The sequence below is a fragment of the Serratia sp. DD3 genome, assembly GCF_000496755.2.
The window spans coordinates 13694-36989 of record NZ_AYKS02000018.1; the positions used below are offsets into that span (position 1 = coordinate 13694).

The 23296-nt window shown below is 44.8% G+C and carries 13 protein-coding genes, 1 tRNA gene and 2 pseudogenes; 10 read left to right on the forward strand and 6 right to left on the reverse strand.

Annotation, left to right across the window (positions count from 1 at the left end; translation table 11 throughout):
- The first annotated feature begins 98 nt into the window (after nt 1-98).
- Nucleotides 99-2738: a DNA topoisomerase (ATP-hydrolyzing) subunit A gene (gene gyrA / locus IO95_RS03250; protein WP_023491375.1), complete on the forward strand. Its 2640-nt coding sequence runs from the start codon at nt 99-101 to the stop codon at nt 2736-2738.
- 109 nt (nt 2739-2847) lie between these two features.
- Nucleotides 2848-5709: a two-component system sensor histidine kinase RcsC gene (gene rcsC, locus IO95_RS03255; RefSeq protein ID WP_037383813.1), complete on the forward strand. Its 2862-nt coding sequence runs from the start codon at nt 2848-2850 to the stop codon at nt 5707-5709.
- Nucleotides 5710-5728: 19 nt separating this feature from the next.
- Here rcsC and rcsB read toward each other — a convergent pair whose 3' ends face one another.
- Both rcsB and rcsD read right to left on the reverse strand, forming a co-directional pair.
- Nucleotides 5729-6379 carry a response regulator transcription factor RcsB gene (rcsB, locus tag IO95_RS03260; RefSeq protein ID WP_037383815.1) on the reverse strand — a complete coding sequence of 217 codons (651 nt, stop codon included), beginning with the start codon at nt 6377-6379 and terminating at the stop codon, nt 5729-5731.
- Nucleotides 6372-9065, reverse strand: coding sequence for a phosphotransferase RcsD (gene rcsD / locus IO95_RS03265; RefSeq protein WP_081878505.1), 2694 nt, complete (start codon nt 9063-9065; stop codon nt 6372-6374). The genes rcsB and rcsD overlap by 8 nt, the downstream gene beginning before the upstream one ends.
- Before the next feature lie 299 nt (nt 9066-9364).
- Between rcsD and IO95_RS03270 the strand changes: the two genes are divergently transcribed.
- Nucleotides 9365-9452, forward strand: a tRNA-Ser gene (locus tag IO95_RS03270).
- A 234-nt stretch (nt 9453-9686) separates the two neighbouring features.
- Here IO95_RS03270 and IO95_RS25930 read toward each other — a convergent pair.
- Both IO95_RS25930 and IO95_RS03275 read right to left on the reverse strand, forming a co-directional pair.
- Nucleotides 9687-9794: pseudogene (locus IO95_RS25930) on the reverse strand (DUF4942 domain-containing protein); the annotation flags it as partial.
- Nucleotides 9795-10619: 825 nt separating this feature from the next.
- On the reverse strand, nt 10620-11303 hold the full coding sequence (locus IO95_RS03275; RefSeq protein ID WP_037383817.1) for a nitroreductase family protein: 684 nt from the start codon (nt 11301-11303) through the stop codon (nt 10620-10622).
- Between the two features lie 326 nt (nt 11304-11629).
- Here IO95_RS03275 and IO95_RS03280 point away from each other — a divergent pair, with 326 nt between their 5' ends.
- The 5 genes from IO95_RS03280 (at nt 11630) to IO95_RS03300 (ending at nt 20322) form a co-directional block, all read left to right on the forward strand.
- Nucleotides 11630-12871, forward strand: coding sequence for a nitrate/nitrite transporter (locus tag IO95_RS03280; RefSeq protein ID WP_023490595.1), 1242 nt, complete (start codon nt 11630-11632; stop codon nt 12869-12871).
- 28 nt (nt 12872-12899) lie between these two features.
- Entirely contained in the window at nt 12900-14048 is a 1149-nt protein-coding gene (locus tag IO95_RS03285; RefSeq protein WP_023490596.1) for an acyl-CoA dehydrogenase family protein, read from the forward strand.
- A gap of 98 nt (nt 14049-14146) precedes the next feature.
- Complete coding sequence (locus IO95_RS03290; RefSeq protein WP_023490597.1) at nt 14147-15727, forward strand: acyl CoA:acetate/3-ketoacid CoA transferase; 1581 nt, start codon at nt 14147-14149, stop codon at nt 15725-15727.
- 1085 nt (nt 15728-16812) lie between these two features.
- Nucleotides 16813-18612, forward strand: coding sequence for a helix-turn-helix domain-containing protein (locus tag IO95_RS03295; protein WP_037383819.1), 1800 nt, complete (start codon nt 16813-16815; stop codon nt 18610-18612).
- Nucleotides 18613-18621: 9 nt separating this feature from the next.
- Entirely contained in the window at nt 18622-20322 is a 1701-nt protein-coding gene (locus tag IO95_RS03300) for a sigma 54-interacting transcriptional regulator (protein ID WP_037383822.1), read from the forward strand.
- 284 nt (nt 20323-20606) lie between these two features.
- On the opposite strand, the gene IO95_RS26380 is transcribed toward IO95_RS03300, so the two are convergent.
- On the reverse strand, nt 20607-20768 hold the full coding sequence (locus IO95_RS26380; protein ID WP_160165606.1) for a hypothetical protein: 162 nt from the start codon (nt 20766-20768) through the stop codon (nt 20607-20609).
- The gene (locus tag IO95_RS24650) at nt 20769-20975 is read right to left on the reverse strand and encodes a hypothetical protein (RefSeq protein WP_081878504.1); all 207 of its coding nucleotides are present in this window, start codon (nt 20973-20975) and stop codon (nt 20769-20771) included.
- A 105-nt stretch (nt 20976-21080) separates the two neighbouring features.
- Between IO95_RS24650 and IO95_RS03310 the strand changes: the two genes are divergently transcribed.
- Nucleotides 21081-22700, forward strand: a complete 1620-nt coding sequence (locus IO95_RS03310) for an ISL3 family transposase (RefSeq protein WP_037383825.1) — start codon at nt 21081-21083, stop codon at nt 22698-22700.
- Nucleotides 22701-22747: 47 nt separating this feature from the next.
- A pseudogene (locus IO95_RS03315) lies at nt 22748-23296 on the forward strand (IS3 family transposase); the annotation flags it as partial.

Genomic DNA, 23296 nt, shown 5'->3' on the forward strand with positions numbered 1-23296 from the left:
CGGTAATTTTCCCGTAAAGCCTGCTTTGTGGTATAATTTCACCTCTTTGGCACCATGCCAAGGCAGATGAATCATTCAGTATGAGGGATAGTAGCTCTATGAGCGATCTTGCCAGAGAAATCACACCGGTAAATATTGAGGAAGAGCTGAAAAGCTCGTATCTGGATTATGCCATGTCCGTTATTGTCGGGCGTGCGTTGCCAGATGTCCGTGATGGACTCAAACCGGTGCACCGACGCGTTCTGTTCGCGATGAATGTACTGGGTAACGACTGGAATAAACCCTATAAGAAATCGGCCCGTGTCGTTGGGGACGTAATCGGTAAATATCACCCCCATGGTGACAGTGCTGTCTATGACACCATTGTCCGTATGGCCCAACCCTTCTCTTTACGTTATATGCTGGTCGACGGCCAGGGCAACTTCGGTTCTGTTGATGGCGACTCTGCTGCCGCAATGCGTTATACCGAAGTGCGGATGGCAAAAATTGCCCATGAATTGCTGGCGGATCTAGAAAAGGAGACCGTGGATTTTGTACCTAACTATGATGGTACAGAACAGATCCCGGCAGTGATGCCTACCAAGATCCCGAACCTGCTGGTTAATGGTTCATCGGGTATTGCCGTGGGGATGGCCACCAATATTCCCCCGCATAACCTGTCTGAGGTGATCAGCGGCTGCCTGGCTTATATTGATGATGAAGACATCAGTATCGAAGGGTTGATGGAACACATTCCTGGCCCTGATTTCCCCACAGCAGCAATAATCAATGGCCGTCGTGGCATTGAAGAAGCTTATCGTACTGGCCGTGGTAAGGTGTATCTCCGCGCTCGAGCTGAAGTTGAAGCGGATGCCAAATCTGGCCGCGAAACCATCATTGTGCATGAGATTCCCTATCAGGTGAATAAAGCCCGCCTGATTGAAAAGATTGCTGAACTGGTAAAAGAAAAGCGCCTTGAAGGTATTAGCGCCTTGCGTGATGAGTCTGACAAAGACGGCATGCGTATTGTGATTGAAGTCAAACGTGATGCTGTAGGCGAAGTGGTCTTGAACAACCTTTACTCGCTGACCCAACTGCAGGTGACGTTTGGTATCAATATGGTGGCGCTACATCAAGGCCAGCCAAAACTGCTGAATCTGAAAGATATTCTGCGGGCATTTGTTCGCCATCGCCGTGAAGTGGTGACCCGCCGTACCATCTTTGAATTACGCAAAGCTCGCGACCGCGCCCATCTCTTGGAAGCGCTGGCGATCGCACTGGCAAACATCGATCCGATTATTGAATTGATTCGCCATGCGTCAACTCCCGCAGAAGCAAAAGTAGCGTTGATCGCTCAACCTTGGGCTCTGGGCAACGTTGCTGCGATGCTGGAGCGCGCTGGTGATAATGCCGCACGTCCTGAGTGGCTGGAACCTGAGTTTGGCATCCGTGATGGCAAATATTACCTGACCGAGCAACAAGCACAGGCAATCCTGGATCTGCGTTTGCAGAAACTGACGGGCCTGGAGCACGAGAAACTGCTGGATGAATATAAAGAACTGCTCACTGTGATTGCTGAGCTGATCTTTATTCTGGAAAATCCGGAACGCTTGATGGAAGTGATCCGTGAAGAGCTGGTTCTTATCCGTGATCAGTTCGGTGACGCCCGCCGCACCGAGATTACCGCTAATACTTCTGATATCAATATTGAAGATTTGATCAATCAGGAAGATGTGGTGGTGACATTGTCGCATCAGGGTTATGTGAAGTATCAGCCGTTGAGCGACTATGAAGCACAACGCCGTGGTGGCAAAGGCAAGTCGGCTGCCCGGATTAAAGAAGAAGATTTTATTGACCGTTTATTGGTGGCCAATACCCACGATACCATTCTGTGCTTCTCTAGCCGTGGGCGACTATACTGGATGAAGGTCTACCAATTACCGGAAGCGAGCCGTGGTGCCCGTGGCCGTCCGATTGTTAATTTACTGCCATTGGAAGCCAACGAACGTATCACTGCCATCTTGCCAGTTCGTGAGTATGAAGAAGGACGTCATGTGTTTATGGCGACCGCCAGTGGTACGGTGAAGAAAACGGCACTGACCGAGTTCAGCCGTCCGCGTAGTGCTGGCATCATTGCCGTTAACCTTAATGACGGTGACGAACTGATTGGTGTTGATTTAACGGATGGCAGTAACGAAGTGATGCTGTTTTCTGCCAATGGGAAAGTAGTACGTTTCCCGGAAGGGCAGGTTCGTTCTATGGGCCGTACCGCCACCGGTGTCCGCGGTATTAACCTCGGTGCAGGGGATAAGGTAGTCTCACTGATTATTCCTCGTGGTGACGGTGATATCCTGACGGTCACACAAAATGGCTACGGCAAGCGTACTGCGGTGACGGAGTATCCCACCAAATCACGTGCCACCCAAGGGGTTATCTCCATCAAGGTCAGCGACCGTAATGGCCAGGTTGTTGGGGCGGTACAAGTGGATACCACGGACCAGATCATGATGATCACCGATGCAGGTACGCTGGTGCGTACTCGTGTGGCGGAAGTCAGTGTGGTTGGTCGTAATACTCAAGGCGTCACCTTGATCCGTACCTCGGAAGAAGAGAACGTCGTGGGCTTGCAACGTGTTGCTGAACCGGTTGAAGATGAAGAGCTCGATAGCCTTGAACCGGGTGAAGAGGAAGCAGAAGAACAGGCTGAACCACTCGATGAGGATGATGTCGAAGACGGTACAGATGATGAAAACGCTTAAGTTATAACCGATGCTGCAACTTGAAGTATGGCGGGTATACTCAAGTTGCAGTCCATTCTTGCCACATGAATCATGATGGGTATACCACCGGCTTTGGTATGGTATCAGATTGAGATATTTGACTTCTTTTCGAACTATTTTAGAAGTTTCCCGCTATCTGTTCCGGGTTATGGCGTTCATGCTATGGTCGTTAGGCGTGTTGCTTACCTTTTTTCATATTCGGGATATTCTGAATAAGAAAGAGTCTGAAGTCCTGCAGGAATATGATCTTAACTTCGAGCATGCTCAACGCTATCTACACCGTTCTGCGGACCTTATCCGTGACTTCCAATATATAGTCGAAAAACACCTTACCAACCCAACCGATACTCATCAACTATTGACCAATCAGGAAAATAGCGGGCAGCAGCTTACGTTTAACCCGCTGTATGGTGAATTAAATTGCTTAATCGATACTGCCTCACACGATTCGCTGCGTGTTCTAAACCAGCAGATTGAGTATTGGAAGAAGAGCTTTGTGGCGGACTATGACCTGAATAGGCTGTTTTTTATCACCGCTGATAGCTGGTGTCTCACTGAGTTTGCCAGTAATTATAGTACTGTCGATCAGCAAACCTTGTTTAATTCATTGCGTGCACGTATTCCTAAATACCGTAATAGCAATAGTTCAGATAAAGGTCATGATCTCTATTGGGTTATCCCCAGCGCCGAACAGTCGGATGTGGGATATCTGTATGTGATGACGCCGGTTTATATCAACGATAAATTGACCGCACTGCTAGGCATTGAACGTACTGTACGGCTGGATGATTTGATCACTTCAAGTCATTTGCCACTGGTTGTCGCGGTGCTTGATGAAAACAACGAACCACTGTTGCGGTTGGTAAGCGGTGATGGTCCGCACTCTTCACTCAATGAGTATCCGCAGGAGCACAACTATTTTGGCTATGTCGATAATTACCATGACCTGACTTTGAAAAAGAGTTTGCAGCCTTCTTCATTAAGCATTGTTTATGTATTGCCAGTCAATAATGTGGTGTCGCGTTTCGATCTGTTGGTCAATGCCCTACTGTTTAATTTGCTCACGGCTGTGCTGCTATGGGGCCTAGTGTGGCTGTTGGAGCGCAAGATAATCTTGCCAACTCAGGAAGATGCTCTTCGCCTAGAGGAAAATGAACAGTTTAACCGCAAAATTATCGCTTCAGCGCCGGTGGGCATCTTTATCTTGCGTATCAGTGATGGGGCCAATATTTTGAGTAATGAATTGGCCTATAACTATCTTAATTTACTGACTGGCGAGGACCGAGAGCGAATTACGCGCCTGATTCGGGAACAACAAGTCAATCTGATCGATGTGATAACCAGCAACAACAATAACCTGCAAATCAGTTTTGTCCATTCCCGTTATAGCAATGAAGATGTGGCCATTTGTGTACTGGCAGATATCAGTTCTCGAGTGAAAATGGAGCAATCATTGCAAGAGATCGCTTCGGCAGAGCAGCAGGCCAATCAGTCTAAATCGATGTTTCTGGCCACGGTAAGCCATGAGCTGCGTACACCACTGTATGGCATAATTGGCAACATTGACTTGTTGCAAAAGCAGACTTTACCGCAAGGCGTGGAGCGTCTGGTTAATGCAATGAATAACTCATCAGGGATGTTATTGAAAATTATCAGCGACATCCTGGACTTCTCCAAGATTGAATCAGAACAGTTAAAGATTGAACAACATGATTTTTCTTGTCAGGAAGTGGTCACGAATATTACGGGTAATTATTTACCGTTGGTAGTCAATAAACGTCTTGGCTTGTACTGTTATATCGAACCCGGAGTGCCAGAGCGGATAAAAGGTGACCCGCTGCGTCTACAGCAAGTCCTCTCCAATCTATTGAGTAATGCCATTAAATTTACCGATACCGGCTGTATTATTTTACAGGTGGGGACCTATGACAGTTATTTGGAATTCAGTGTGCGTGACATGGGTATTGGCATTCCGGAAAAAGAAATAGCTCATCTGTTTGACCCTTTCTTTCAGGTTGGCGGCAGTGTACAGGGCCACTTTCAGGGTACAGGTCTAGGACTGGCTATTTGTGAAAAGCTGGTTCATCTAATGGGGGGGGATATCGCAGTGGAGTCCGAACCCGGGCTCGGTAGCTTATTTACTATCCGTATTCCATTATTAGGTGCGCAGTTCCCACCACCACAAGTCATTGATGGTTGGTTGGGTAAAACATTGTGGCTGCAGATGCGTAATCAACACTTGGAAAGTTATCTAATGCTACTGCTTACCGAGCAAGGGGCCAGAGTGCTGCGGTATGAAGATCAAGAGATGGCAGCCGATGATGTTTTACTGAGTGATTATTCGGTACAGGTGGCGACGCCCTTGTCGATGCGGATTGAGTTTTCTATGGCGCATATTGGACCGTCATTTGAGGTATCACCAGGTTATTGGTTACACTCTACTGCGATGCCATGGGATGTTCTCCCACTGTTAAACCGCCTGTTTAGCGGTGAAATTCAACGTGGTAGCGACACAGTGATGCCTACGCAGGTTAAAGATACTGATGTCAATAACAGAGATATTCACTTGCTGGTGGTAGAGGATCACCCGATTAGCCGGCAGTTGTTGTCTGACCAACTGACGTTATTAGGATATCAGGTAATGACCGCTAATGATGGTCTCGATGCCTTAGATGTACTGGAGCGAACCACAGTGGATATCGTGCTGACAGATGTCAATATGCCCCGTATGGATGGTTATTGTCTGGCACAGCGGTTACGTCAGTCCCATTTTACGGCACCCGTGATTGGTATAACGGCGAATGCGCTGGCGGAAGAAAAACAACGCTGTATTGAGGCGGGAATGGATAACTGTTTATCAAAACCGGTGATACTAACTTTATTGGAACAGACACTTACCTACTATAGTCAACAAGTACGACGAAACCGGGCAGAGCATGAGCCCGGTTAAGTGCTGAGTAATGCCTGGCCTAGTCTTTCTCCAACTGAGTCATGTTGATGGAGGAGAGGTAGTTAAGTAAAGCGATATCGTTATCAACACCCAACTTCGTCATGGCTGATTTTTTCTGGCTACTGATAGTTTTAATGCTGCGATTAAGCTTTTTGGCAATTTCCGTGACCAACAGCCCCTCGGCGAACAAGCGTAACACTTCACTTTCTTTCGGCGACAAGCGTTTGTCACTATAGCCAGTGGCGTTGATTTTCTCCAGCAACCTGGTAACGCTTTCAGGGGTGAATTTTAACCCTTTCTGCAGTGCCGCCAAGGCTTGTGGCAGGTCAGTAGGCGCACCTTGTTTCAGTACGATACCTTCAATATCCAAGTCCATCACTGCACCGAGAATAGCAGGGTTATTGTTCATGGTCAGCACGATGATTGACAAGTGCGGGTAGTGGCGTTTGATGTATTTAATCAGGGTAATGCCATCACCGTATTTGTCCCCTGGCATGGAAAGATCAGTGATCAATACATTCGCATTCAGTTTGGATAGATTGTTGATTAATGATGTCGAGTCTTCAAATTCACCAACGACATTAACCCATTCAATTTGTTCAAGTGACTTGCGGATACCGAACAGCACAATAGGATGGTCATCAGCAATAATTACGTTTAGGTTATTCATGTTGTTGGCTACCTTCCTCCAACAGTCTACTGATGAAAAAATCAATTTGACTGAGGTCATGGTCAATCTTAAGTGCATCACCTTCTGCGATGTGTCGTTCTAACGATTCACACAGTTGCTTTCCGGGTAGCAGGTTTAACATCGCAAACGCACCTTTCAGACGGTGTGCGGTTTGAGATAGAGCAGCGAAGTCACTATGCTCCTTGGCAGTATATAGTTTTTTAATATCAACTGGTACTGTATCAACAAACAAATCAATATAATTACTTGTTTTTAATTGTTTTTTATAGTGCTGAATATCATCCTCAGTGAGAGATATCTCGTGATTTTCTTCTGCCAATTGCAGTTCTATTAGCTGTGTAATGGCGTCGAGCATCGCACCGGTGAAGTTATAGTTGACTCGAATGATCTGTTCGCCAAGCTGCTGGCAACCGGTTTCATCACTTGCCAGCAGGAGGGTATAACCGGAGATTAACTGTGGGTCATCAGTAATCACTATGTCATATGCTTGATTATTCTGACGTTCATCAGCGATCAAATAACTGGCTCCATAAGCCTCCAGAAGATGAGTAGTGATACTGCGGACCTCGTTAGAAGTGATATCCAGCCGCGCTTTTATCCCATCCAGTAGTTTTTCCTCTGCTTCTTCCGTCGGTTTCTCCAACTCCATGGTGACTCGAATCGTGTAGCGGGTACCGATATCAAGTTTACTGCGGATAGACAAATCGCCATTAAGCGCCTTACATAATCGATTACACAGGAAGAAAGTTAGCCCAGAACCATGATTGAAGCGATCTTCGCGCATTTGACTGAGGAATGGATAAGTCAGGTTACTGAGTTCATCACTGGAGATACCTGAGCCGGTATCATTGATATGAAATAAGAGATGTTCTGGGTGATCGTTTTCATACTCGACGCTCAGAACGATCTTGCCATAAGAAGTGGTGATAATGGCGTAGCGAAGCAGCAGTGAGATAACTTTGCGTAGTATATTGGCATCACCAATATAGTGCTGCCCCGCATCAAGATGGAAATGGTGGAATAGGGTCAACCCTTTTTGCTCAATCAAGGGGAGCAGGTCCAGCAGTAGTTCATCCAGGAGTACCGCGGGACTAAATAGTTGGTATGAAGGTTGGATATCCTGCGTTTCCAGGCGAGTTAGCAAGATAATATTGTCAATGAGATCTAATACTGATGTCGAAGTTTGGCTCAGTTGCTTGAGGAGGCTTTGTTGCTGCTGTGGTTCGGGCTGTGTATTCAGTCTGCCAACCAGATTGTTGATTTGATTTATCGGTTGATTGAGCTCAACAGCTAAATTTTGCAGCATCAACTGACGTGCCTGAACGGTTTTATCGTATTCATGTTGAGCTTGTTGCAGCCGTTTATTGACGACCATCTCTTTTTTCTGGTCGTCAAGCAGGAACAGATAGGTTTCTGCGGAACGTTGACTATGGCACAGACGGATCTCATAAATTTTATTGTTTACTGTGGCTTGGATCACCCCATGATGTTGCTTAGCCATATGGGCGATTTTTTTTAAATTGAGATGGGGCCGTAGATGATCAGCAATTTTATTGCTGGCAATCGCTCTATTGCTGGCAAAGTCATAGACTATCAGGCCGGAAGTGAGGTTATTGATAATTTCATCAGTCAGCGAGCGCTCTTTTTCGAGCTCGACAGCCATATTTTCACTGGGGCGGATGTATTGATGGCGGATAAAATAGAACCCTATAATCGATAGCATCAGCAGTAGCAGATTGACCACCAGTAGCCAGATATTATTGCGTAGTAGGTCAATGACCAGGTTAAAGATTGAAACACGATAAATCAGTTTAAGTGGCGCATTGGATAGCGGCAGGGTGAATTCAAGCCAGCCCCGGTGCAAGGTGGTGGTTACCTGGTGTTGCTCAGCGTCAGGTGCGGTAATATTGTCAAATTCATCATTATCGTCCAATAGCAGAAAATTGCTGCGTGCCATATTCAACGGAATGATATCGTTAATGGGCAATTCAAAGGCGAGGACAGTGGCCAGATGTCCGGGTTGGTTGAACGTGGTACGAATAGAGAATGAATAGTTGCCCTGGAAACGCTGTTTACGCAAGCCTGAGAAACTCTCGCGTTTATCGAGCATATTCGTCTGTTGCAGTATTTCAGCACGTAGTTCCGAAGCGAGGGCTGTCAGGTAATTTTCTTTTAACCGTGAGGTCAGATCCTTAATCGATTGAGTTGTCACCAGACTCAGGCTGTTATCCCGCCCGTTAAGATAGTAGAGCGTATAGTTTTCTTTTTTAGTTCCCCATCGGCTGTCAAGAAAGTTTGAAATATTGCTAATCATGGCTAACGTGTCATTGCTGTGGTTGCCAAAAATCAACACATCGGTTTTATTTCTTTTTTTATCAAGATAATAAACATCTGCATTCAAGAGCTTCTCTTTCTGCTCAGGTTCCATGACAGGGGTCGTTGGGTTGCCAAATTTAGTGTAAATCTGCTGGGTGAGATAACGATAATTATCAATACGGCTTTGCACAGCGGCAGTGATACCGATGATGGCTTTTTTTTTATCAGCCAGATAGGCGTTGGTGTAGTTGTAACCATATAAAATCAGGGCAACCACCAGCAGTACACTCTGCAACCAGAAGCTGCGGATAATATGGCGAGATCGGTGTGGTGATTGTCTATTTTGCAGCATGACAACAATTTCCTGAAGTAAACGGCGGACCGCCAGCACGATACCAAGAGTTATACACGACTAAGAGTTACACACTGGCTCCCTAACAACAATACATAATATTGCCTTACCACACTCACCCCGTGAGCACCACTTCACCATTATAATACTTGAGTGATGACGGGTGTGAAATGGCAACTCGAGTATCCAGTGGATGGATGTTGGATTAAAATTTAATCGAATGAACCGGTTAAAGGTTTTTTTTGCATGAAAACAGTAGACAGTTTATAACGGGATCGCTAATATTTGCGCCCATTGGAAGGATGGCCGAGTGGTTTAAGGCAACGGTCTTGAAAACCGTCGACGGGCGACTGTCCCAGAGTTCGAATCTCTGTCCTTCCGCCAAATTCTAACCCCAACTTTCTGATAAGCTTGGGGTTTTTTCTTTTATAGGCTTTCAGTATGTCATCCAGTATGCCATTTAATATTGGTTGTGGTTATCCTTGTTTGCTGCGTATTAGGGACGTATTCAAAGAGTGCGTCATTCGCAATGTACTTTTCAGTTGTCATTGGCTCGCAAGAAACAGGGGGTGATAGTAGGTTTTTGTATGGAGTGGAGCTTCAAATTTGCTCTCCGCCAGTTACATCCCCCCGATTATCTGGTAGCGGTTTGCCATCCAATAAATGCAGTGTCCGTTCCAGATCCATCAGTTGATCACGCCGACAGTTATGATTCAGTGTATACCCAAAATACTTCGAATTGCTTGAAGGCAGCCTGCGATGGAAGCCCTAGGAGCATAGCCAATTATGTGACTAGGGTGAGCGAGGAAAGCCAACACACATGCAACTTGAAGAATAACGTGTATAACTCACCAGATTGCTCATGATGAACTTTTGCCAAATTTACAATGATGATTTGACTTGTAATTCTAGGATAGCGTTTAAACAGGTTGATGACTCCTTAATCAACTCAGTCAGTTCGATTTTCAGCACGAGGATACTGTCGGCTTCAACATTCAAGTTGATCTTCACGGCTGTGCCTTCTGGTGTTACCGCTGGTAATACCATTGATCACCTTGTAACCTCGGTATTTCATCAGGCCCGTTGCCTGTCGGGCACGGAGAATATCTATAGGTGTCACAAAGGGGGGGCTGTTCGCGGATACTGAATCCAGCGTGGTCAATGCGTCATTGGCTGCGGCTCAAGCGAATAATACGCTGGTTGGTGCTGGTGGTGTTATGACTGGGGAACTGATGGGCATGATAGCTGTAAATGTCTATGGAAAACCGTTAAGTGAACTGAGTAACAGAGAAACAAACGGTCTCCGCATTGGCAACCCAGGTGTTAGTCCTTGTGGGGTTTCGTCATCTTACCTTGGGCTGTGCCGTTACTCCCGGTTGGGCAATCCCTCATCAACTGTTTTAGAGACGAACTCTTATTGGAATTGTTGTTAAAAAAGAATAGATTATAGAGTTCACAATTACTATTACCTATGTACAGGTACATTATTACCCATCGCCATTCAAGCTTCAGATTAAATGGCGATGGGTATCACAGTATCTTTCAGATTGATTAGTGTTCCTTGATGACATCCTTCGCATCTAAACGTAGCCGAGGGCCATATACGCCTTCCGGCAAACGTTTACCACAGCTTACTATCATGCAAACATCAGCTTCTTGAGGTAGGCCTAATAACTTTTTTATCTGATCCTCTTCAAAACCTTCCATTGGACAAGAGTCATATCCTGCTTCTGATAAAGCATACATAAATGTCATTGCTGCCAAGGCCACACTTTTGTTTAAAATGACGCGGACATCTTCTTTTCTTAAGCGGTTGCCTTGCTCGCCGACTACACCTTTATACTCGACTAAGCCTTCACCACTGTACAGCAGTGGCATATCCTTTTCGTAGTAAGCAAAGACATGTTCTGGTGTATTGGGCTTGGCAGCAAACGCTCTACGAATGACGTTGGCATTCATTTCTGCTCGCTGCTTCCATTTCTGCGGGGCAGTAGCAAATATGATGAGTTCATTTGCGGTTTTCGCCGCATTCTGTTCCATGCAAAAAACCTTGGCTTTCTTTAGCATTTCTGGACTTCGTACGCGATGAATTTCCCACATTTGCATATTTGAACTATTAGGTGCCAGCGTTGATAATTCTAACGCTCGGGTGACCACTTCTGGATCAAACTCAAAATTCTGATCATATTTACGTATTGCACGTCGATATTGAACTATATCGGTAAAACTCTTCATTCATATGGTCCTTGTTTTAAATTATGGGATAATGACGTTAGATAATATAGCAGCATAGTCACGTCAAATTTAACGCCTCAAAAATGTTTCAATTGTGAAACATAATTAATTTATCCATGTTCAATTTGCTCCTTTTTATCTCTTGGAACAAGAAAAACGTGATAGATGTCACCATAAATTATTGATTCTAACGTATGGATGAGAACTTTTGAGTATTGCATCAAATATTGACATTCCATTTCCATTAATTGCTTCTTAAAGAATAGCGCGACTGCAATGATGCTGGTTATCAGCTAAATGATCGTTAATCAAAGGAATTATTACAAATGACTGATAACTCAAAGATCCCCGGAAGAGGTTGGACAATAGTTTTGATTGCTTGGCTTGCGTTTATGCTGGCCAATCTTTCTAATTTTGCATTTGGTGTAGTTTTACCAGATATGAGAGCTGAGATTGGATTTGACCTTAATATGGCTGGCTGGCTAAGTGCCATAGCTTGGATTGGCAAGGGGCTGTTAACCATTCCAATCATTTGCTTTATCAGTAAAGGCAAACCTAAAACTGTTCTGTTTACCATTTTTTTGCTGCTAGGCTTCGGTATGATCCTACAAGGCTTGGCGACTAATGTCGTTATGTTATTCATTGGCCGTTTGTTCGTCATGGGCGTTGCGGCAGGGATTGTTTCAGTACTGGTGGTTTTCAAAATTCAATGGATCCCGAAAGAGAAGCTCGGTTCTATCAATGGCGTGGAAATGTTTACCGGCCCAGCAGGTCAAATGCTAGGTACTGCCGCATTTCCTATCTTTCTAGCGATGGTCTCAGGCTGGCGTGATGTCATGATCGCCATGGGGGTAGGCGCACTGTTCCTAGCTGTATTATGGTTGCTTATAGCAAAAGACAAGACCGACTCAAATTCCAAAAATTATGACAAAGTACCCGTTCTCCAACCACTGAAAGAGGCATTAAAACACAAGAATACCTGGCTCTTGGCCTTTGCTTGGCCAATGACCTCGATAACCTGGATCGCTGTTTATACCTTCTGGCCGACCTATGCGGTAGAAAGTTTAAATCTATCTATTAAAGAAGCTGGAATGATATTAGGTTTACTACCCATTGGTTCGGCAATTGCGTGTCTAGTTTCACCTGTCTTAGCGCAGAAATGGGGCTATGACAAACCACTTATAGTTGCATCCGGCATCGTTTTACCCTTTGCATACTACAGTTTGATGTTGACGAATAGCGTGCTGCTGCTGTCTATTTCTGCCTTCATATCAGGCTATGCTGCCTATAACTTTGTGCCGCTGGCTTTTACCACGCTTTACAAAACCAATATGTCCCCACGAGCCGTGTCGATGGGTACAGGTTTCATCTTTTCTCTTGTCGGCCTAGGTGGCGCAGTGGGTGGAGCCGCTACCGGCTGGCTGGGAACGCAATATGGTCTCGAAACAGCATTGTCACTGACTTGCATTACACCGATTTTATTCGCTGTTTTTACCATGTTCCTAACAGAGACTGGCTGGAAAGCTGAACAGAAAAGTAAAAATACAGTATTAGAAAAACTCGCATAAACAATAAGTAATAATTGGAGGGTATAAAATGAACTTTTTACTCGATAAAGAACATCAGGCGATATTCGACAAAGCAAAAGCATATAGCCTTGAATATCTGGCCCCCATCACACAGCAATTGGAATCGTCTCCTGATTTGCTGAAAGAAAAAATGAAAGATCTCGCTGAGCAGGGATTCTATGGCTTAGGGATCCCAATTGATATGGGAGGTAAAGGTTATAGCTACCTGCAAATGTCGCTGGTTTATGAAGGTTTGGCACATGGTAGCGGAATTATGGCGTTTCTGCTCCAACTGCAGAACAACATTAATATGGAAATCGCAACCTTCTATGAAGGTATCGCCCCTGAAATTCTGACGCTAGTACCTGACTTGGCTTGTGGTAACAAAACCACTGCATTTGCACTCACTGAGGGTGGGTCAGGCTGCGATCCATCGGCTACTGAGGCTTATGCAGAGCTGGATGGAGATGTTTACCGTATCCATGGTACGAAAGATTGGATCACCAATGCTAAAGATGCCGACTACTTCAACGTGATGGTGAAAGACGGAAAAGACAGTAAAAACATGATAATACTGTTCGTTCCAGCCAATGTTCCGGGATTGCGGTCCCTGGAAAACCGCGAGCGTATGATCGGTAACGGTATGTTTGTCGGAGGGGTAGAGTTTGATAACTGCGTTGTACCAAAATCTAATCTCCTGTCTGCAGAGGGTTTCAAAGAAGCGCTGAAGGCGATTGATGTTGCTCGAGTGTTCACACCGGCTATCGCAATCGGTGTTGCCCAGCAAGCTGTGGACTCTGTATGTGCCTATCTTGGCCAACGTGAATCATTTGGCAAGCCGATTCTGACTAATCAGGGTGTGCAGTGGCAAGTTGCTGAAATGACAACAAAAATTGAGGCCGCGCGTTGCCTGCTTTACAAAACAGCTGCCGTAATGGACAGCGGCGAACCTGTTGCGCTTACAGCGGCAATGAATAAGTTATTTGCGACCGATGTAGCAATGGAAGTCACAGTAAGGTGTGCCCAACTCTTTGGCGCAGAGGGCTTAATGAAAAGTGCCCCAATCGTTCAAGCTATGGCTTTAGCCAAAATGTTACAAGTTATTGATGGTACAACAGAAATTCAAAAAATCGTTGTGGGCCGTAGTATTGCTCGCCAGTATCTCCCCCGCAAATAATGTTTTCACAAGCTTATACACTAAATAATTCGAGTTGCAGGAAAGCAATCACACATGCAACTTGAAGTATGACGTGTATATACAAAGGAGTTATACCCATGTCATTACAAAATAAAATAATGGATGTGAAAGACGCCATTAACCTTATTAAGTCTGGTGATTGCGTCGCTATTAACGGATTTGGTTCTTTGTGTTTTCCAGAGAAAGTGGCGATCGCCCTGGGGCAAAAATTCCTGGATGAAGGACAACCACGGGATCTGGATTACTACTTCGGAGCTGGTTTGGGCGAATCTCAAGAAGGCCGACTGATCGATGCTATTTCTCACGAAGGTATGGTACGTCGTGTTGTTGCCTCTCACTTCATTAAAATGCTAGGGCTGAAAAAACTGGCTGCAGAGAACAAAATTGAAGCGTATAACCTACCTTATGGTCCAATCAGCCATACATTCAGAGCCGCAGCGGCAAATCAGCCTGGTGTTGTGACAAAAGTGGGTCTGAAAACTTTTGTTGACCCGCGTAATAGTCGCGGTGCACTGAATGAGCGTTCTAAAGACACTTTGGCTGAATTGATGAATATTAATGGCGAAGAGTACTTATTCTATAAGGCCCCTAAAGTAGACATTGCCATTATCCGTGGTACTACTGCTGATAAGAATGGCAACATCTCATTTGAGCACGAGGCTTTTTATCTGGATCCCTACAATATCGCAATGGCGGCAAAGGCGAATGGGGGCAAAGTTATCGTTCAGGTTGAGCGTATCTCCGATGTGGCCTCTCACCCACGTACCGTCAAGCTGCCAGCTGTAATCGTGGATGCAATTGTGGTTGACGAAAACCAAATGCAAACCATGGTTGAGAAATATGAACCGGCCTACACCGGGGAGTTCATCATGCCACAATCAGACTTCAAGAAAAAGTTTGAAACCATTACGCAACTGACATCTGGCAGTGGTAAGAAACCGCGTGAGCTTCTGCACAAAGTCATTGCCCGTCGGGCGGCTCTGGAGCTGAAAGATGGTGCGGTGGTTAATCTTGGTATTGGTGTCCCTGAACTAGTACCGGAGGCAGCGAGAGAACTGGGCTTATCAGACAGTATGTGCCTGACCATTGAAGCTGGCTTGATTGGTGGCACGCCTGTCGGCGGTCTGAGTTTTGGTGCAGTTATCAACCCTGAAATGTGTCAGGAAACTGCCAGTCAATTCGACTTCTATGACGGTGGCATGCTGGATATCACCTTTGTCGGTGCCATGCAGGTAGACAAAGCGGGTAACGTTAATGTGAGTCGCGCTGGTAATAATATTATCGGTGTCGGTGGTTTTGTTAACTTGACTCAGAGCGCGAAGAAAGCAGTATTCTGCTTTCCATTCTCGGGTGGAGGTCTGAAAACCACCATTGCCAATGGGACGTTGGCTATTCTTCAAGAAGGCCGCTATCCAAAATTTGTTGATACGGTTGACGAGATCTCTGCCAGTGGTGAATTTGCTGCAGAATCAGGACAGACTACCCTTTATGTAACTGAACGCTGCGTATTTAAACTGACTCTTGACGGTATGATGCTCATCGAAATTGCACCAGGGGTGGACTTGCAGAAAGACATTCTTAAGCAACTGCCGTTTACACCCATTATCTCTCCGAACTTGAAAAAAATGGATGCTCGTTTTTTCAATGAAGAGGTTTAATAAATTCTTCCCGGTATCGTTAAGATACTGGGTGCACATTAAAAGGTGTCAAAGTGGCAAAACTGATTATCAATAAAAAAGAGTCTTAGGTAGCGGAGTCAATCAATGGCATGCTGTATACGCAGCACTTGGGTAATCTGGTAAAGCTGGAGCCCAGCAAGGATATAAAGGTCATTTAGCATAAAGACTGGCGCAATGATAAAGTCGCTATCCTGTTCGGTGAGGGTAGGGCCATGAACCTACACATACCACTTTGGTCGGTGCGGAGTAAACGGCAACCATGTTGAAAGCTAGTGCGGGGAGTTTTTCTTATCTCAATACCACTAGCCTGAGTGGCACCAAAGTTCCAGGTGCATACGCCGTGGAAAGTGTTTTGCTGCACTGGTTAATAAGAGGGGGAAATAGAAACGTTCTTGGATAAAGCTATTATCTCACCAAGTAAGTCTATTCAAAGTAAAAGGTCGTTGAGTCATATCGGTAAAAATATGGTCACGGTAGGTCATAACGCCTTTTAATCTGCCAATGACTTGATGGAAACATTAGGGTCTGTTGACGTTTGAGCGTAATCATTTGATCTCAAAGAAAATCATGTTTATTTCGATTTCGGTAATATCATTTAATTTCAATGAGTTATAATAAAACGTTAACAAGCCCTAGTTTAGGGCACAGTAAATGTTCTCTTTTCCTACAATTATATTGCTGCGACTTCTTACCGCATTAATGGTGAATGTACATCCCAAAAATTTTGAGGCTATTGGCAACAAATAGAGTCGGCTGTACAGATGTCGTCATCAGTATCGGGGGTGATATAACGTTGGGGATGGCAAGCAGGCACCTTTATGTAACCTGAGATTTGGATAAAAAATTGAACTGAGTTCCTGTTCCAAGATCTGTTGTTTCGAAAAAACAAGCAGATAAAACGCCAACTAGAACAATAGAATTTGATATGATGAAGCGTTTCGTTGCTATGCAAAAGCATTGGATTATAGGCTGGTTTAGAGCACGGAAGTTTCATCCGGCCAAGACTATCGCAATACGCACCGGAAATTTCAACTCATCCATTATTGTGTACCAGAGGTGTCACGATGCGTCGCTCTAGTGATAAATACAAAAAATGGCGTCTACATACACAAAACCGCTGGCCTGCCAAAGAGACAACTCATGACTTCCTAGTTCATTCTTGGCAGCAAGACCAACACCTTTGCGCTTTAAATTGGCTAGAGCAAGACCTACCTCCCGTTAGTGAACTAATACAAAAACGTGAAGATGCAGCCATCTATCTGGATTATCTGCACAGTACGGATTTATCTACAGGATCAGGTGAGAATAGTGCCTGGTGCCTTTTGGATTGTACCGGCTGTGTTATATTTCTTCATACAGATCCTGCCCTGAAGTCCCTTCTTGCGGAACTTGGTATCAGGGAAGGGTTTAGTTTTGATAAAGCATTGATAGGGACTACGGCATTTTCTATTTGTCAAACGACCCAAACCAGTACAATCCTTCACTCCTACGAAACGTATAAAAAGGCATTGCACACGTTAGCAATGGTTTGTACACCCAGCAAAAATAGTGTGCATGATTACTATCTCTTGGTTTTATTAGATGAAACGAGCGAATCCCGCTTATATGATCTTGAGATTATGCTGCAACGGATCACAAACTATCGCGCAGAAAACCTCAGTAAAGTTTTATTTTTTAACAAAATACTCGATGAATTACCAATGATGATTTTTGTTTTTGATCACGATGGCTCGCTGAAATTCCGCAACGGCAAAGCTAAAAATTTTTCAAATAAATCAGGTATCGTTTTGGAAGAGGTGTTGGTTTTTAACTACACCGAACTTTATAATCATGCAGGGACCGGCCCACTGAAAAAAAATCTTCCTCACATGAGAGTAACTGCAGACATATATTGTCGCTTATCAGGGGATGATACTATTTTCTTTGTGACGTTACACACAGAACTGATATATTCTGAAGAATGGAAATACCATATCATCAGTCAATGTCTCGGTAAGGATAGCTTTCTAGATAAAGCATTGAAACAACGAGCAAGATCAGGGCTTCGGCTGTTCCTTACTTCTGAAATCGGGGCTGGCGATCAGTATGTAGTAGACTATATTACCAAAAAATATCAATATAAAAAACTATTCATATTAGATTGTCAGGCTGGTTTCTCTAACAATGATAGTAATAAATATATTAACGCACAGTTCCTTAAATATGTCGAAGAAGCAAATGAACATATTTTATGCATCAAGAATATTGATTTATTAAATCAGGAATTGCAAAGTGAGTTAATAAAGGTGCTCTCTACTGGATTAGTAAGAAAAGCTAACGGACAAATTGACCCGGTAAATATAGAGATAATATGTTGCTCTTATGAAAAACATGAGCATCAAGTAGCACATATACGTCGTATGTTATTTTTTATGCTGTCGAGTGTGCAACTAGAGATCAAATCATTGTCATCAGATAAAGCTTATCTCAGCAAGATACTGGATCAGGTTTTAACACAACTCAACCTGAGAGAAAAAACTAATTATATCATAGTGTCAGATGTCAAAAATATACTACTTACCTATCGCTGGCCGGGGAATTTTTTGGAGGTTTTTCAGGTTATTGAAAATGCCATACTACAATGTAATGGTAATGAACTCACGTTGGCAGAGTTCCCGACTAGAATCACAAAACAATTTTCAATGAATAAAAATATCGTAGATGTCGCGGACATAGAAAAAAATAAGATTATTATCGCTTGGCATGAAAATGGAAAAAGAATATCGCAAGTTGCTCAAGCACTGGGTGTTAGTCGTAGCACATTATGGCGAAAAATGAAAAAGATAGGGCTTGACCGTCATCTTTTAGTTGACAGTGAACTGTAAGGGATAAATATGACTGATTTTCACTACGATACTATTGAAAGGAATAAAAAAAATATTATGTTACAGGTGGTGATAAAGAATTTTATCTCCATAATGGAGAAGGTAAAAAACTCACCCATGAGTACTAATGGCGTATTTATTCTTTTCAGTTGCGAATTTGTTAGTGTATCTTTACGCGGCAATCAGGTTATCAAGAATGAGCTTGAAGAACAGTCTATGGCGCTCGGTAGCTATTGGTCACCTAAAATACTTGGCCTGAAAGAAATTTATAGTTTTAATCTATTAAACCGTAAGAGTTATGCTGTGATGAGCTTACCAGTCTCAGGCTCTGAAATAGGTTCACTTGGCTATGTCACTTATTTACATGTTGACGAAAAATCAGTTATGCTCGCTGAAACCACTCTTTCCATATTAAGCGAATACCTGACTGAAACTACAATTCGTCAGCAGGTAAATCTCGAAAATGCAGTGAATAAGTATTATGCTGAACATAATAAAGCCTGTTTCATAGTAGTTGATAGCCAAGGATTAATTATGTATTTCAGTCACGCGCTCTATGAACAATTTGGTAATAGTTCATCTAAAATAATCAATGCTAATCTGTTCGAATATTTTTTATTCCCTCCCAAAATTAAGTATCAACTTACTGAATGTTTACTGATTGAGGGAGAGAATATCGACTTGGATTTCTCGGGGAAACTCATGCAATTACATCTTTCCGCTTATCCTTTGAATGCTTCGCATCGAGTGCTTATTTTTGATGAAATTTCAGATAAAAGCAAGAGTATAGAAAAAAATCAGAGGCTTGTCCCTACACTGAAAAATCACCAGACCTCTTCAGTTAAAATGCAACGTATTATTAATGCGGCTAAAGAGTCTGTTAGAAGCACATCACCTATCTATATTATGGGTGAAGAAGGAACTGGGAAACGCAGCCTTGCCATGGCCATTCACAATTCTTGTAAGCGATACAGTGATGGCCCATTCATTTCAGTTAATCTTCACTCTGTTAAAAAAGTAGATTTATCTATATTACTTTTTGGCGGGATGAATGAAAATAGAGAGGAAATAAAATCTAAATTTGAGTTAGCAAATGGAGGTACGTTATATATAGAGCGTATTGATTTGTTGCCGGGCATTTTACAAGCCGCATTAACGCATCTCATTCTGACCAAAGCATTGTTTGATATTAAGACTAAAAAGTCAATCAATCTTAACTTTCGTCTGATTACCAGCTCATTGAAACCGTTAGAAGATTTAGTGCATGAACGACGCTTTTGCCCATCACTTTACTATTACCTAACTAGAGCATCACTCTGTCTACCAAATCTACAAAATCGTACTGAAGATATTGCTTTATTCGTTGACCGTAAACTGACGGAGCTCTACGGAGGACAAGACTTTGTCGATGAGAACTTTCGTCACTTTCTACTAAATCATGCACAAAATAGTATCTGGCGCGGTAATATTTCAGAGTTAATGAAATGGATTGAACATTCATTCTTAAATCGAGGCAATATATCGCAAAACACATCGGACGCAGATTCGGTGCCTGCTGTTGTAAGGCCGATTATGACTCTTGAGGAGATGGAAAAAAAAGAAATTGATAACGCACTTACATTACTTAATAGAAAGCATATTGATGTTGCATTTCACCTTGGCATTAGTCTTTCTACCTTGAGAAGGAAAATAGCCAAGTATGCGCTTTGATTAACTCCCTGTGAACTGTTAGTGCTATCTCTTCGAGAGTAGAAAAAGTCGCAAGTATCCAGTGGTTTCAACTTGAGTGAGTTGCAGGGCGGGAGCACGTTTTGCTTGTTATTTAACCAAAAGATAACTGAGCCCAGTAATTGGAGCCTGTAATTAAAATTGTGTAATTGCCTGTTTTTCTTATGTTCTTCCTAACAACGGAGACAGGCAAATTATGGACGAAAAGAAACTCAAGGCACTGGCTGTCGAACTGGTTAAAGTCATCCCAACTTGCCTTTTTTAGCTTATTTCTCTGACTCGGCGCACCACAATTGCTCTGCTTTATGATGTTCAGAACAAACTTCTGCCTCCGTGATTTTTCGGCTGAATACATCCTCCACCAGAAACAGATAATACCAACGGCCACGTACCACCGAAGGGATCCAGGTAATGTCCCAAGTCCACACCTAACAGGGCCCGGAAGCCGTGAATGTGGTCGGCGTTTTTACCCGGCTCGGCTTGAGGCGACGGCCACGGTGGTGAACTTCCCCATAACGGCGTAGCACTTGGTAGAAGGTCGACTCACTCGCCAGATAGACCCCTTTATCCGCCAACCGTGGCACGAGTTGTGACGGCGGCAGGTTGGCATACTCCGGTTGATGGCAGACAGCCATGTGTCGGGTGCTGTCAACAACAACCGAAAAGTGGGTCTTCCGCAACCTAGGTGGAAGAAAAACAATGAAACTTTTAGTTAACAAGGATCTAAGCTGTTTTAAGTTATGGATAACGAGATGCCCTCACTTAAGACACTTTTGCAGCTACCTTGTGGATGGCAATCCAGCCGACAAATTATTAGCTCTGATGGGCTCACCCTACATCTCCGTGCCACGCGTAAAACAGCGCAATGCCCTGAATGTCTTCAGCGCAGCAGCTCTGTTCATAGTTGCCGTCGACGACGGATACAGCATCTTCCATGCTCAGGCCAGACACTCTGGTTAATCTTTACCGTCCGGCACTGGTACTGTCGTAACCCATCCTGTTCACGCAAGATCTTTGCTGAATCGCTGGCTCCCTTTGCTGGCCCACAACAGCAGTCTTCGACATTACTGCAAAATATGCAGCATCAGTTGGGATTAATTGCTGGCGGAGAAGCCGGGAGACGAGCGGCAGTGGCATCAGGGATGCAGATCAGCGCAGATACTCTATTGCGCAGGGTTGTTCAGGCTCCAGAGCAGGTAGAGAACCGAACCCGGCATGTCGGTATCGACGAATGGGCATGGCACCGGGGCCACAGGTACGGCACGCTGATCGTTAACCTCGATACCCATCGTCCCCTGGTACTGCTGCCAGGCCGGGAGCAACGTACACTGGCGGCATGGTTCAAAAAATATCCGGAAATACAGGTCGTCTCACGCGATCGTGGCGGGATCTATGCTTTAGCCGCCCGCGATGGAGCACCACAGGCAATACAGGTGGCCGACCGTTGGCACCTGCTGAAGAATATCGGTGATGCGCTGGAGCGCATGATGTACAGACACATGCCATTGATACGGCTGGTTGCCGCTGAGTTGTCACCAAAAAAACAAAACTCTGAAGTGTCTACTGCACCAGCCTCAACGCTACGTCGTCCAGAAAAAATTAAACAACTTCGGCGTAACAAGCGGTATCAACGCTGGGCTCAGGTCGACTCTCTTCATAAAAAAGGTTGCGGGATCAGAGAAATATCACGTCTCACCGGGCTGTCCCGGGTGACGGTTCGTCGGTGGATACAGTCGAAAGCATTCCCTGAAATATCAACAAAACCACCAAAACCCGGGCTTCTTGGGCCATGGAAGGAATCGCTGGAGGAACAACGAATAAACGGCAACCATAATGCCCGGCAGCTATGGCGGGAGATGGTTGATGATGGTTTTACCGGGAGTGAAACGACTGTCAGGGATGCTGTAGCTAAGTGGCGTAGGCAGGTTAACGATCCGGTTGTCGCCCCAGGGCGGCTTCCCTCAGCATCCCGGGTCAGTCGTTGGTTGATGCCCTGGCGAATAATCAGAGGAGAAGAAAACTATGCTTCCCGCTTCATCGAATCAATGTGCCAGAAAGAACCGCAACTGAAAATGGCACAACAACTGTCACTCGACTTCTATCGGATGCTGAAGATGAAGAATAAATCCCAGCTAAATCAATGGTTCTTTGACGTCAGTCAGAGCGGTCTGGTTGACCTTCAGCGCGTTGCTGCCGGGATGGAGGCTGATGCAAAAGCAATACACGAAGCGATAAGCAGCAGATGGAGTAATGGTGTAGTCGAAGGCCATGTAAACCGACTGAAGATGCTGAAACGCCAGATGTATGGTCGAGCAGGGTTCGAGCTACTGAGGCGACGTGTGATGAGTCCCCTTGCATGAAAATCTCCACCCAAGTTGCGGAAGACCCAGCTTTGCATTGTTGGTAACAGGTGCTCCGTGTCGCCCGCAGTGGCTGGTATGCCTGGCGTCTACGTCATCATCAGATAACCCCGCGTCAGCAGTTCCGTCTTGTCTGCGATGAGGCCGTTGGAAAGGCATTCAGTGACGCAAAACAGCGGTATGGTGCGCCAAGTCTTTCTGATGAGCTTCCAGCGTACAACGTCAAAACCATCGCCGCTAGCCTACGTCGTCAGGGGGGGCGCGCAAAGGCCTCGCGCCGGTTCAGGCCGGTCAGTTACCGTGAGCATGGTTTGCCGGTGTCAGAAAACCTGTTGAAACAAGACTTTACCGCCTGTGGGCCGAATCAGAAATGGGCGGGTGACATTACCTACTTGCGTACAGATGAAGGCTGGCTTTACCTGGCGGTGGTGATTGACCTGTGGTCGCGAGCCGTCATCGGCTGGTCGATGTCCTCGCGGATGACGGCACAACTGGCGTGCGATGCGTTGCAAATGGCGTTGTGGCGGCGTAAACGCCCGGAAAATGTCATTGTTCATACAGACAGAGGCAGCCAGTACTGTTCAGCGGATTACCAG